Annotated in this window: 14 protein-coding genes, 1 tRNA gene and 1 riboswitch; of the genes, 5 read left to right on the top strand and 10 right to left on the bottom strand. The window is 72.9% G+C overall.

Annotation, left to right across the window (positions count from 1 at the left end; translation table 11 throughout):
• Positions 1–30: 30 nt before the first annotated feature.
• On the bottom strand, positions 31–885 hold the full coding sequence (locus tag QEZ54_RS23940) for a cobalamin-binding protein (protein WP_281306960.1): 855 nt from the start codon (positions 883–885) through the stop codon (positions 31–33).
• Between the two features lie 68 nt (positions 886–953).
• Between QEZ54_RS23940 and QEZ54_RS23935 the strand changes: the two genes are divergently transcribed.
• Complete coding sequence (locus QEZ54_RS23935; protein WP_281306959.1) at positions 954–1,796, top strand: alpha/beta hydrolase; 843 nt, start codon at positions 954–956, stop codon at positions 1,794–1,796.
• Positions 1,797–1,844: 48 nt separating this feature from the next.
• Here the strand turns inward: QEZ54_RS23935 and QEZ54_RS23930 are convergent, their stop codons facing one another.
• A complete protein-coding gene (locus QEZ54_RS23930) occupies positions 1,845–2,762 on the bottom strand; it encodes a hypothetical protein (protein ID WP_281306958.1) in 918 nt (305 codons plus the stop codon).
• Between the two features lie 282 nt (positions 2,763–3,044).
• Here QEZ54_RS23930 and QEZ54_RS23925 point away from each other — a divergent pair, with 282 nt between their 5' ends.
• The 3 genes from QEZ54_RS23925 to QEZ54_RS23915 are packed head-to-tail and all read left to right on the top strand — an operon-like array spanning position 3,045 to position 4,483.
• On the top strand, positions 3,045–3,521 hold the full coding sequence (locus QEZ54_RS23925) for a hypothetical protein (protein WP_281306957.1): 477 nt from the start codon (positions 3,045–3,047) through the stop codon (positions 3,519–3,521).
• Positions 3,514–3,756: a helix-turn-helix transcriptional regulator gene (locus tag QEZ54_RS23920; RefSeq protein WP_281306956.1), complete on the top strand. Its 243-nt coding sequence runs from the start codon at positions 3,514–3,516 to the stop codon at positions 3,754–3,756. The genes QEZ54_RS23925 and QEZ54_RS23920 overlap by 8 nt, the downstream gene beginning before the upstream one ends.
• Before the next feature lies 1 nt (position 3,757).
• Positions 3,758–4,483 (top strand): NAD(P)H-binding protein, encoded by a 726-nt coding sequence (locus QEZ54_RS23915; RefSeq protein WP_281306955.1) that lies wholly within the window; start codon positions 3,758–3,760, stop codon positions 4,481–4,483.
• A gap of 2 nt (positions 4,484–4,485) precedes the next feature.
• On the opposite strand, the gene QEZ54_RS23910 is transcribed toward QEZ54_RS23915, so the two are convergent.
• Positions 4,486–4,612, bottom strand: a tRNA-OTHER gene (locus tag QEZ54_RS23910).
• Between the two features lie 213 nt (positions 4,613–4,825).
• On the opposite strand from QEZ54_RS23910, the gene QEZ54_RS23905 reads away from it, so the two are divergent.
• On the top strand, positions 4,826–5,461 hold the full coding sequence (locus QEZ54_RS23905) for an HNH endonuclease family protein (protein WP_281306954.1): 636 nt from the start codon (positions 4,826–4,828) through the stop codon (positions 5,459–5,461).
• A 44-nt stretch (positions 5,462–5,505) separates the two neighbouring features.
• Here the strand turns inward: QEZ54_RS23905 and QEZ54_RS23900 are convergent, their stop codons facing one another.
• From QEZ54_RS23900 to gcvT, 7 genes are all read right to left on the bottom strand, one after another.
• Positions 5,506–5,838: a VOC family protein gene (locus QEZ54_RS23900; protein WP_281306953.1), complete on the bottom strand. Its 333-nt coding sequence runs from the start codon at positions 5,836–5,838 to the stop codon at positions 5,506–5,508.
• A gap of 196 nt (positions 5,839–6,034) precedes the next feature.
• Complete coding sequence (locus QEZ54_RS23895) at positions 6,035–7,435, bottom strand: hypothetical protein (protein WP_281306952.1); 1,401 nt, start codon at positions 7,433–7,435, stop codon at positions 6,035–6,037.
• Positions 7,432–7,932, bottom strand: coding sequence for a SigE family RNA polymerase sigma factor (locus tag QEZ54_RS23890; RefSeq protein ID WP_281306951.1), 501 nt, complete (start codon positions 7,930–7,932; stop codon positions 7,432–7,434). Before QEZ54_RS23890 ends, QEZ54_RS23895 begins: the two co-directional genes overlap by 4 nt.
• A 71-nt stretch (positions 7,933–8,003) precedes the next feature.
• Positions 8,004–8,792 carry a metallophosphoesterase family protein gene (locus QEZ54_RS23885; RefSeq protein ID WP_281306950.1) on the bottom strand — a complete coding sequence of 263 codons (789 nt, stop codon included), beginning with the start codon at positions 8,790–8,792 and terminating at the stop codon, positions 8,004–8,006.
• Between the two features lie 61 nt (positions 8,793–8,853).
• On the bottom strand, positions 8,854–10,125 hold the full coding sequence (gene glyA, locus QEZ54_RS23880; protein ID WP_281306949.1) for a serine hydroxymethyltransferase: 1,272 nt from the start codon (positions 10,123–10,125) through the stop codon (positions 8,854–8,856).
• Positions 10,122–10,496 (bottom strand): glycine cleavage system protein GcvH, encoded by a 375-nt coding sequence (gene gcvH / locus QEZ54_RS23875; protein WP_281306948.1) that lies wholly within the window; start codon positions 10,494–10,496, stop codon positions 10,122–10,124. Before gcvH ends, glyA begins: the two co-directional genes overlap by 4 nt.
• 2 nt (positions 10,497–10,498) lie before the next feature.
• Positions 10,499–11,668: a glycine cleavage system aminomethyltransferase GcvT gene (gcvT, locus tag QEZ54_RS23870; RefSeq protein ID WP_281306947.1), complete on the bottom strand. Its 1,170-nt coding sequence runs from the start codon at positions 11,666–11,668 to the stop codon at positions 10,499–10,501.
• A gap of 146 nt (positions 11,669–11,814) precedes the next feature.
• Positions 11,815–11,905: riboswitch (glycine riboswitch) on the bottom strand.
• Between the last annotated feature and the right edge of the window lie 105 nt (positions 11,906–12,010).

Genomic DNA, 12,010 nt, shown 5'->3' with positions numbered 1-12,010 from the left:
ATTTCCCGCACTTTCCCCGAAACTGCACGCTCAGCGCGCCAGCAGGCGCGCCAGGAGCTCGGCGCCGTCGACGACGCGGGGGCCGGGGCGGTTGAAGTAGGCCGGGCCGTCCACCACGTGCACCCGGCCGGAGCGGACCGCGGCGAGGTCCGCCCATCCCGGCGAGTCGGCGAGCACGGCCAGCTCTGCGCGGGTCTGCTCGGGCGCGAAACCGCACGGGCCGACCACGATGACGTCCGGGTCGAGCCCCGCGACCGTCTCCGGCGGGTACGGCGTGCTGTGCTCGCCCGGCGAGGTGAGCAGCGACCGGCCCCCGGCGTACGCGATCTGCTCCGGCACCCAGTGGCCGCCCGGCATCAGCGGCTCCAGCCACTCCACGAACAGCACCCGGGGCCCCTGCGGATCCGGCCCGGGCAGGGCCGCGAGCCGCCGCCTGGCCCCGGCCACCACCCCGGCCGCCGCGTCCGCCGCACCGATCAGGTCCCCCACGGTCGTGACCGCGGTGAGGATCTCCTCGATCGTCCGGGGCTGCAGCGACACCACGGTCGTGTCCAGCCGCAGCACCCGGACCGCCTCGTTGACCGTCTGGTACGACACCGCGCAGACGTCGCACAGGTCCTGGGTCAGGATCAGGTCCGGCCGCAGCGCCTCGATCGCGTCATGGTCCAGGTCGTAGATGCCCGAGCCGCGGTGCGCCCCGGCCACCGCGAGATTGATCTCCCGGATGGCCAGCCCGTGCGCCAGCCCCGTCCGGGTCACCACCGGCACGCCGTCGAGCCGCCCCGGCGGCCAGTCACACTCGTGGGTGCGCCCCACCAGCCGGTCCACGGCACCCAGCGAGGCGACGATGTCAGTGGCCGCGGGCAGCAGCGATACGATCCGCATCCCTGCACTGTCCCAGACCGCGCTCCGGCTGCCGGGCGGCGGCAGGGCATCGGTGCGACACTGGCCCGATGCCGCAGACAGACGTGGTCACGGAGGACGGCTGCCGCCTCTGGACCGAGCGCACCGGCACGGGTGACCCGGTCGTCCTGTGCCACGGCGGCCCCGGCCTGGCCGACTACCTCGGCCCGGTGGCGGCGCTGCTCGACGGGCACACCCACGTCGTACGGTGGGACCAGCGCGGCTGCGGCCGCTCCGAACGCACCGGGCCGTACACGATCGACCGGTTCACCGGCGACCTCGACCAGGTCATCGACTCGGTGTCCGACGGCCCGGTCGTGCTGCTCGGCCACTCGTGGGGCGCCAGCCTGGCCCTGTTCTACGCGCTGTCCTTACCGCACCGCGTGCGCGCTCTGATCTACGTGTCGGGCGTCGGCACCGGGCAGGGCTGGAAGGAGCAGTGGCACGCCAACGTCGCCGCGCGGCGGGACGAGCCCGCCACCGCCCGGCTCGCGGACCTCGAAGGCCGCGAGCGCACCGAGGCGGAGGACCGCGAACTGGCCGTCCTGTCCTGGACGGTCGACTTCGCGGTACCCGAAACGGCGCGGCGCCGGGCCGAGGAGCTGGCCACCCCCTGGTTCCCGATCAACTGGGAGTGCAACCGGGCCCTGGGCGCCGAGGTGAGACGGCTCGACGAGAGCGGACTGCTGGCGCGGTGCGGGCGGCTGGCCGTGCCGACGCTCATCCTCGACGGCGCGCAGGACCCGAGGCCCCGGGACGCCGTCGACCCGCTGTTCCGGGCACTGCCGCGGGTGCACCGGGTGACGTTCCCCTCCGCCGGGCACCTGCCCTGGATCGAGGAGCCTGAGGCGTTCGCGCGGGCCCTGCGGACCTACTTGGCGGAGCTGCCGTAGTCGGCGGGGGTCACCCGGGCCACGGCCCGGGTGACCCCCGCCGAGTCATCAGTCGCGCAGGCGGACCAGGCAGTACTCGGTGCTGGTCGCGGGCGGGGTGCTGAACCGGGCGTTGACCGCGTACAGCGAGCCGCCGAAGGCGGTGACCGTCGACGGGCAGTCCAGGTCGGCGTCGGTGATCCGGTCCACCAGCGTGGCCCGGGACAGGTCGTGGCTCAGGTGGAACTTCGACACCCGGTCCTTGCCGGGGCGCACGACGTACAGGGTGCGGCCGCGCAGCAGCAGGCCGTCGGCGCCGGCCACCGAGGCGCGGCCGATGTCGATGCGCTTGGCCATGCGGGTCGTCGGGTCGAAGGCGTACAGGCGGTTGGCGGCGGCCTGCACGATGATCAGGCAGCCGTTCCACGCCGCGACGATGCCCTTGTTGCAGGCCCCGGCCTCGCCGAGGCCGCCGGGCAGGGCCAGCGTCATGACGGCGTCGCCGCCGGGCAGGCTGCCGTGCCGGCCGAGGCCGACGCAGTAGACGTTGCCCTGGTCGGCGTCGGTGAAGAAGACGTTCTTCGAGGTGGCGGCGACACCGTGGACGTTGCCGCCGAGGTGGTACATGGCCAGGCAGGTGCCGGACTCGTCGTAGACGGCGGTGCCGCCCATCGTGCCGCAGGCGGCCCAGATCCGGCATTCGGCGTCGAATGCCAGACCGGTGGCCTTGCCGCCCTCGGTGCCCGCCACCAGCGGCATGCCGTGGCCGGTCTTCAGGTCGGCGCAGTAGATCGCGCCGTCGCGCATCGAGCCGATGTACGCCTTGCCGCCGGTGCCGTGGGTGATGCCCTCGGGGCAGAAGCCGTCGGGCAGGGCGATGGTGGCCGGGAGGCGGGGTCCGGGACGGTGCGCCTGAGCAGCTTCGGCGCCGACGACGGCCCCGACCGGTACGGCCAGTGCCGCGGCCATCAGTGTTCGCCTGTGCACGGTGTACTCCCTCACTTGGGGGTTGGGGGTGTACGTCCACAAGTACCGGCCGCGCGCCCGCGCGTGTTCTTCGGTGATGCGCGGCGGCGCGCACCCGGCGGCACACGCTGGCCAGCACCGTTCACCGACGGCGACTGCGCCCGATGGAAGAAGTCCGCGGGAATACGGACCGACCGCATCGGACTGTCCGGCCATCCAGATTGGTGTAAGGAATTCTTGACTCGGTGTCGGCAATACCTTACCTTCGATGTGTCAATAATGTTTGACATGGAAGGTGGGAAGATGACCCCCGACACTCCCCGGGAAGAACGCGTCGCCATGACGTTCGGACAGCGGAACGCGTGGGTGGCCGCGTTCGTCATGCCCGCGGCCACCATCGCCTACTTCGCGGTGGTCCTCCCGCGGCTGCGCGTCCAGCCCGCGGCAGAGGTGTCCTGGGTGGCGCCGATGCTGTGGACGATCGGCGCCACGATGGTCGGTACCATCATCGGTTTCATCCTCGTCTCCATCGCCTCGGGCATCGCCAACCGCGGTGTGCTCGAGTCCGGCGAGGACGTGCGCGACAAGCAGATCGACCGCCACGGTGACCGGCTGGCCCAGTCCGTCACCGCCTTCGGGACCGCCGCCGTCCTCGTGCTCGTCATGGTCGAGGCCGACCACTTCTGGATCGGCAACGCGCTGTTCCTGATCGGCTCGGTCGGCGCGACGCTCGGGTCCATCGCCAAGATCCGCGCCTATCACGGCACCTTCCATGGTTAAACCCACGCGGGTCACCAACCGCATCCGCGCCCTGCGCTTCGCCCACGGCGAGATGACGCAGGCCGAACTCGCCGAACGCATCCGCGTCACGCGGCAGACGGTCATCGCTATCGAGCAGGGTCGCTACTCACCGTCCCTGGAGCTGGCCTTCCAGATCGCCCGAGCCTTCGGCGTGCCGCTGGACCAGGTCTTCCAGTACCCCGAGGAGCCGTCCGCGAACGAGGGGACGGATTGAGATGCCAGAGATCGAATCGGACAGTCGTGTGATCAAAAAGGTCTGTATCGTCGGGGCCTCAGGGAAGCTCGGCCGGTACATGGTGCGGCACGCCCTGGACCGGGGTTACGAGGTGGTCGGCGTGTGCCGCGCGCGCAGCGTGGGCAAGCTGGACCCGGTCAAGGAGCGGATCACCGTCGTCGCGGGCCCGACGGACGACCGTGACGTCATCCGACGTGCGGTCGCCGGCTGCGACGGTGTCCTGACCGTCCTGGTCCCGTGGGGCGTGCACGGCTACTCGACGGGAACGGCGCAGGCGGTGCTGGACTTCGCACCCCGAGGCGCACGCCTGGTCTTCTCGTGCGGCTGGCACATCACACGCGACGGCCAGGACGTCTACCGCTGGACGCTCAGAGCGTTCGCCAAGGTCTTCGGTGTGGTGGCGCGAGCGGCCCGCTTCGCCGACATCGACGATCAGATAGAGGCATGCCGACGGGTGTTCGCCAGCGACACCCGGTGGACGGTGGTCCGCGGCAGCGACCTGGAGGAGGGCGAGAGCCAGGGCCTGCCCGTATGGAGCCGGCACGTCGGTGATCCCCCGCTCAGGAGCAACATCACCCGCCGCGTGGACTTCGCGCTGTTCATGGTGGCGGCGCTGGAGAACGACCGCCTGGTCCACGAAGCGCCGGCCATCGTGGGCTGCCGGACGCCCTCGGCCCTGGCCCACCCGAACGCGGGCGGTAGCTGAAGCGGGCCGGACGGGATTCGAACCCGCGGTGGGGACCGGCACGCCAGCTACCCCCACACGCCCCGGGTCGCCGTGCGTGCACGGCCAACGACCCGGGGCTCGCCATCGACCTGACTCGGCCACCGGCCCGCGTCGATGCTCCCAGCCCGGCCCGTACGCGGCAACGGAGATACCGCGCAGGGCCGCCGCGATCAGGTTCTGTCTTCACACGACGTTCGTGCCAATTTCATAACAAGATCGTGCTCGGATCGCCGGTATACGGGATCGTCTATCCGTCCCGCCTGTCGTGCCCCCTGCCGGCCACCCTCACCGGCCGCGACGGCGGACAGTCAGGAGTCCCCCGTGGTCCGCACCCTCAGGGCGGCCGTGGCCGTCGCGGCGACCGTCGTCGCCGTCGCGGTCCTCACCCCGGCGAGCCCCGCCCACGCCACCCCGCCCAACATCCCGTCGTACAGCACCGCGGTCAGCCGACTGGCCACCCTGACCGTCGCCGCCGAGTCGCACGGCTCGACCTACAACCGCGACCTGTTCCCGCACTGGATCACCATCAGCGGCGCGTGCAACACCCGCGAGCAGGTCCTCAAGCGCGACGGCAGCGGCGTGGTCGTCGACAGCAGCTGCGCGGCCACCTCCGGCTCCTGGTACAGCCCGTACGACGGCGCGACCTGGACCAACGCCTCGGACATCGACATCGACCACATGGTGCCGCTGGCCGAGGCCTGGGCGTCGGGCGCCTGGGCGTGGACCACCGCCAAGCGGCAGACCTACGCCAACGACCTGGGCGGACCGGAGCTGTGGGCGGTCACCGACAACGTGAACCAGTCCAAGGGCGACAAGGACCCGGCCGAGTGGCAGCCGTCGCTGGCATCGTTCCGCTGCACCTACGCCCGTGCCTGGATCCAGGTGAAGTACTACTACAACCTCTCCGTGGACAGCGCGGAGAAGGCGGCCCTCAACGGCATGCTCGCCACCTGCTGACGACTCGCACCGCACCAGGCCCCGGGCGACGTCCGGGGCCTTTCTCACGCGCTGGTGTCGACCACGCAGAACAGGTTGCCCTCGGTGTCGGCGAACACCACGAAGTCCGCGTCGTCGGGGTAGTCCCACTCGACCTTCGTCGCACCGAGGGAGATCAGCCGCTCGACCTCGGCGCGCTGCTCCTGCGCGTCGGCCACCTCCAGGTCGAGGTGGGTGCGGTCGTCCTCGTCCAGGTGCAGTGCCGGGCCGTCGCCGTCGGTCGGGCTCAGGAACGCCGGGTTGTCCGGTGCGGCCTCATAGCCGAGCGCCCGCGTCCAGAACGCCGCCGCCCTCGGAATGTCGCCGACATGCAGTACGACCGATCGAATCCGTGCCATCGCCCCAGCATCGCACCACCGCCCGGAATCCGCGCCCGACGGGCGCCCCGCCCCAGCCCAGCAGTCCGAGCCACACCCGCCTTAGCATTGACGCTGGCCTATCCAGAGGACGGTTTCGCGAAATCCGTGCTCTGGATAGGCCAGCGTCAATACAAAGCGGGGCGGCGGGCGGGGCGGGCGGGGCCCGGACCGCGGGTCAGGCCGGGGTGCCCCGCGAGCGGCGGCGCCTGCGGCGGCGGATCAACAGGACCAGGCCGAGTGCGGCCAGCACCGGCACCGCGGCCGCCCAGCGGAAGCCGACCGGCCACGGTCCCCGGTCAGGCCCGCCCGCCACCCGCACCGAGGCCCCGTCGAGCAGCCGCGACGCCACCATCACGTCGTACGGCACGCAGCGCTGGGTCCCGTACTCGCAGCGGTGGCCGCTGTCGAAGTGGCTGACCGGGCGAGCCGCCCCGCCGTCGACCGGCGTGGCCCACAGCGCGCCCGTATCGGCACCGTAGTCCCAGGACAGGCTCAGCAGCTCCGTACCGGACAGCCAGCCCAGGAACGTCTCCACCCGGTCCGGTTTGACGATCATCCGGTCCGGCTGGTCGAGCCGCACGACGCCGAACGGTTCGGCCACGGACACGTCGGGGTAGAACGCCTCACCGACGCCCCCGCCGCCGGTGCTCCAGGAGTCCCGATGCCACCAGGTCAGAGCCAGCAGAGTGCCGTCGGGCGACCAGGCGTTGTGCGGCGTGATGCCGTACCCCTGCGGCACCCGCACCTGCTCGACCCGGCGCCCGTCCGCCCCCACCAGCCACGTCTCCAGCCGTGTCTGCACCGCCATGCGCCCGCCGTCCGGCGAGAACGCCACCGCCGTGACCGGAGTGACGTCGGTCGCGACCGACTGACCGGTACGCAGGTTCAGCAGCACGAGCGTGCCGAAGCCTGAGCCGTAGGAGGTGATGGCGTTGCCGACGCCCTGCGCGAGATCCTGGTCGAGCTGCGGGGTGTCGACGATGCCGTACGCGAGGGTCTGCCCGTCCGGCGACAGCGCCAGCGGGTAGACGCCGCCGGTCCGGCCCAGCGGCACGGAGTCGACACGGCCGGTCGCGAGGTCGACGATCCGCACCGAGGAGGACTTGCGGCTCGAATCGGCCAGCACGACGCTGCGTCCGTCGGGTGCCAGCAGCCACGACCCGGACTGGTCGGGCGCGGCGTCGAGCTGCCGGTAGACGTCGCCGTCGGCGCCGAGCACCAGCGCCTGGAAGGTGTGGAACAGCTCGCCGTTGCCGTACCCGTAGAGCAGCAGCGCCCGGCCGGGCGGCGCGTCGCTGACGCTGCCGGTCAGCGGCGAGTAGCCCGCGATCCGGTCGGGCAGGCCCGGCCTGCCCCCGGCCGGGTCGACGGCGGTGCCGCCGAGCCCCGGTCCGAGCAGGGTCGCGGCACCGCCGAGCACCAGGGCCGCGACCGCGGCGAGCGCGGCGGTGGCCCGGCGGCGGCGCCGGTCGCGGCGGGCGGCGCCGAGCACCTGCTCGGTGTGGCCCGGCGGCAGCGGCGGCTCCACGACGGGCGCCGCGGCGGCGAACAGGTCCGTGAGCTGCTGGTCGTTCACTTGCCGCCTCCCACATAGTCGGGCATGAGCCGCCGCAGCGCGGCGATGGCGTACGCGGACTGGCTCTTGACGGTGCCGGTCGAGCAGCCCAGCGCGTTGGCGGTCTCCGCCACGTCCAGACCCTCCCAGTAGCGCAGCACCAGCACGGCCCGCTGGCCGGGGGCGAGCCTGGCCAGCGCCGCCATCAGGTCCAGGCGCCCGTCGACCCCGTCGGGCGGGGCGGGCCGGTCGGGCGGTTCGGCGTAGGCGCGCACCACCCGCGACCACCAGGACTGCCGCTGCTCCAGGTAGACGTTGACCAGCATCCGGCGCACGTACGCGTCGGGCGAGTCGGCCGCCGACACCCGCTCCCAGTGCCGGTAGAGCCGCACCAGCGCGTTCTGCAGCAGGTCGTGCGCCTCGTCCCAGCTGCCGCACAGCCGGTACGCGGTGCGCCGCAGCTCCAGGGCCCGGCCCTGCGCGTACTCGGTGAAGGCCCGTTCGTGCTCTGCCCGCATACGACTCCTCTGCTCACTCCACCCTTCGATCGGGGCACCCCGGCGACCGGTTGTGCCGCAGGACGGTTTTTCTACCCCGGGTACGGCTGGCGGTGGTACGTCGGCTCGCCCTTCTCGCCCCGGTAGATGCCGTGGCGCAGCTCGGACTCGTAGCCGCCGTACTCGGGCATGCCCAGGTCGCGGGCGGCGGCGAGCTCGGCCTCGGCGTCGTAGGGCACGCGCACGAACTGGATCGAGAACGGCGCTTCGGCCTCGGAGCCGTAGACGCCTTCGAGGATCACGTACACCGGAGTGGGGTCGTCCATGCTGTTGCCGACGCTGCCGGTGTTGAAGACGGTGCGCCGCGCCCGGTCGACCTCGTAGTACGGGTCGTGGGTGTCGCCGTAGCCGACCACGGTCGGCTCCGGGCCGTCGCCGGTGGCCGGGGTGTTGGCGAACAGCGACAGGAACTGCTGCTCGTCGTGGTCGAACCGGATGCGGGTGTGCACCGAGGCGGACGAGGCGTGGAACAGCCGCACCCGTCGGCCGCTGATGGTGAAGTCGTGGCTGAACGGCAGCGCCCGCAGCCATTCGCCCTGCCCGGGCGCCAGCTGCGCCAGCCACCAGGCCAGCGCCGGGGAGTCGAGGGCGCGGTCCGGGTCGGGCAGGAAATCGTCCCAGTTGCCGAGGATGTTGACCTCGCACCGCTGCCGGCAGAGGTCGATCACCTCCCGGCCGCGCGGCCCTTTGCCGACGTAGTCGCCGAGGTTGAAGATCCGGGTGATGCCGCGGGCGTCGATGTCGTCGAGCACGGCTTCCAGGGCGGTCAGGTTGCCGTGCACGTCGGAGATCAGCGCGATGCGGTCCAATGGTCTACGCACCGCGAACACCCTAGCCGGGCCGGGCCGTGGCGGGTGCCCCGCCACGGCCCGGCCCGTCGCGTCACAGCCCCGGATACAGCGGGTACGCCGCGGCCAGCGTGGCGACCCGCGCCCGCAGCGCCCCCGCCGACACCTCGTCGTACGTCGGCAGCAGCGCCGCCGCGACGATGTCGGCGACCTCGGCGAACGCCTCGTCGCCGAACCCGCGCGCGGCCAGCGCGGCGGTGCCGATACGCAGGCCCGAGGTGACCATCGGCGGCCGGGGGTCGCCCGGCACCGCGTTGCGGTTGACGGTGATGCCGACGCGGTGCAGCCGGTCCTCGGCCTGGCGCCCGTCCAGCTCCGACCGGCGCAGGTCGACCAGGACCAGGTGCACGTCGGTGCCGCCGGTCAGCACGGCCGCGCCGGCCCCGGTGACGTCGGGTGCGGTGAGCCGCGCGGCCAGCAGCCTGGCCCCGGCCAGGGTGCGGCGCTGCCGGTCGGCGAACTCCGGCTGGGCCGCCATCCGGAACGCGACCGCCTTGGCCGCCACCACGTGCTCCAGCGGTCCGCCCTGCTGACCGGGGAAGACGGCGCTGTCGACCTTGCGGGCGACGTCCTCGTGGTCGGTGAGGATCACCCCGCCGCGCGGACCGCCCAGGGTCTTGTGGGTCGTGGTGGTCACCACGTCGGCGTACGGCACCGGGTTCGGGTGCAGGCCCGCGGCGACCAGCCCCGCGAAGTGCGCCATGTCCACCATCAGCCGCGCCCCGACCTCGTCGGCCACGGCCCGGAACGCCGCGAAGTCCAGCTGCCGGGGGTACGCCGACCAGCCCGCGATCAGCAGCGCGGGCCGGTGCTCACGCGCCAGCCGGGCCACCTCGTCCAAGTCGACCAGCCCGTCGTCCGCGCGGACCCGGTAGCCGACCGCGCGGTACAGGCGGCCGGAGAAGTTGATCCGCATGCCGTGGGTGAGATGCCCGCCGTGCGCCAGGTCCAGGCCCAGGATGGTGTCGCCGGGCTGGATCAGCGCCATCATCGCCGCCGCGTTGGCCTGCGCGCCCGAGTGCGGCTGCACGTTGGCGTACCCGGCCCCGAACAGCTCCCTGACCCGTTCGATGGCGAGCCGCTCGACCACGTCGACGTGCTCGCAGCCGCCGTAGTAGCGGCGGCCCGGGTAGCCCTCGGCGTACTTGTTGGTCAGCACCGAGCCCTGCGCCTGCAGCACCGCCAGCGGCGCGAAGTTCTCGCTGGCGATCATCTCCAGGGTGTCGCGCTGGCGGTCCAGCTCGGCGCGCAGCGCCGCGTGCACCTCGGGGTCGAAGTCGGCCAGCGGCCGGTCCAGCACGCTCATGCCGCCTCCCCGGTCAGCGCCGCGTAGGCGGCGGCGTCGAGCAGCTCCGGCGCCGAGGCCAGGCGCAGCCGGAACAGCCAGCCCTGGCCGTACGGGTCGGAGTTGAGCAGCCCCGGGTCGGCCACGACCGCCTCGTTGACCGCGACCACCTCGCCGTCGGCGGGGGCGTACAGCTCACTGACCGATTTGGTCGACTCCACCTCGCCGCACGGCTGCCCCGCCGCCACGGCCTGGCCGGGGCGCGGCAGCTCGACGTAGACGACGTCGCCGAGCGCGTCGGCCGCGAACGCGGTTATGCCCACCGTCGCCTCACCGCCGTCGGCGGCCAGCCACTCGTGCTCGCGCGTGTACTTCAGCTCCTGCGGGATCATGGTCAGCGCCCTTCCTGGGTACGGCGGTAGAACGGCAGCTCCACGACGGTTACCGTCTCGCGGGATCCGCGTACGTCGACGGCCAGCACGGTGCCCGTGGCGCTGCGGTCGGCGGCCACGTACGCCATGGCGATCGGGCGGCCCAGCGTCGGCGACGGGGCGCCGCTGGTGACGGTGCCGACGCGGGCACCGGTGTCCGGATCGAGCACCGCGTAGTCGTGCCGGGGCGCGCGGCGTCCGCCCGACACCAGCCCGACCAGCACCTCGGTCGCCTGCTCGCGGCGCGCGGCCAGCGCCGCCCGGCCGACGAAGTCCGGCTTGTCCAGCGCCACCACCCGGCCCAGCCCCGCCTCGTACGGGCTGACCCGCGCGGTCAGCTCGTTGCCGTACAGCGGCATGCCCGCCTCCAGCCGCAGCGTGTCCCGGCAGGCCAGCCCAGCCGGGACCAGCCCGTGCGGGGTGCCCGCCGCCGCCACCGCCGCCCAGATGCCGGGCGCGTCCTCGGGCGCGCAGTAGATCTCGAACCCGTCCTCGCCGGTGTAACCGGTACGGGCCAGCAGCACCGGCCGCCCGGCCAGCCAGGCCGGGTCGACCGCGTAGTAGCGCAGGGACCCCAGGTCGGCACCGGTCAGCGGGGCGAGGATCGCGGCGGCGCGCGGCCCCTGGACCGCGATCAGCGCCCACCGCGCCGACACGTCGCGCACCTCGGCCGCGAAGCCGGCGGCCCGCTCGGTCAGCGCGGTGAACACGGCGGCGGTGTTGGCGGCGTTGGCGACGACCAGGTAGCGGTGCGGCTCCAGCCGGTAGACCACCAGGTCGTCGAGGATGCCGCCGTCGGGCGCGCAGATCATCGTGTACCGGGCCCGGCCCGGCTGGACCGCCGACAGGCGGCCCACCAGCGCGTGGTCGAGGAGTGCGGCCGCGTCGGCCCCGTCGATCTCGAGCTGGCCCATGTGGCTGAGGTCGAACAGCCCTGCGGCCCCGCGTACGGCGTGGTGCTCGGCCAGCTCGCTGCCGTAGCGCAGCGGCATCGTCCACCCCGCGAACGGGGTGAGCACCGCACCCAGCGCGACGTGCGCCTCATGCAGCGGAGTGGTTCGGGCGACAGGTTCAGACCCGGCTGCGCCCTGCTCGGAGCAGGGCAGGGCAGCGGGTGGCGCGACAGCGCTCACGGGAGGCTCCCTGGTCCGGGTGCCGCGCACGCGGCACCGTGATGGTGGGCCTCCCCCTCTGTCATCGGAGCCTGAGAGCTTCACCGTCACAGGACGGTTTGCACCGTGGGCGCGGGACCGTCGGGTCCCGACTTTCCAGAGTTCGCCTCGCCGCGGCGGTACATGGGCCTGAGAGATTCCGGGGAGAGTTGCTCCTTCGGCGTCCCGGTGGTGCCGGGACTCTCCCGCCGTGGTTCGTTCAGCGAGATATTCGGTTGTCGCGCGTACCGTATGCGCCGCCACGACCCGCGTCAAGAAGCCCTGCCGCGACATCCTCCGACACGACGGCGATCGCGGAGAGCC

This window comes from Catellatospora sp. KI3 (genome assembly GCF_029948125.1).
Taxonomy (GTDB): Bacteria; Actinomycetota; Actinomycetes; order Mycobacteriales; family Micromonosporaceae; genus Catellatospora.
The sequence above is the reverse complement of the archived record's forward strand: the minus strand, read 5'-3'. Positions and strand labels throughout refer to the sequence as shown.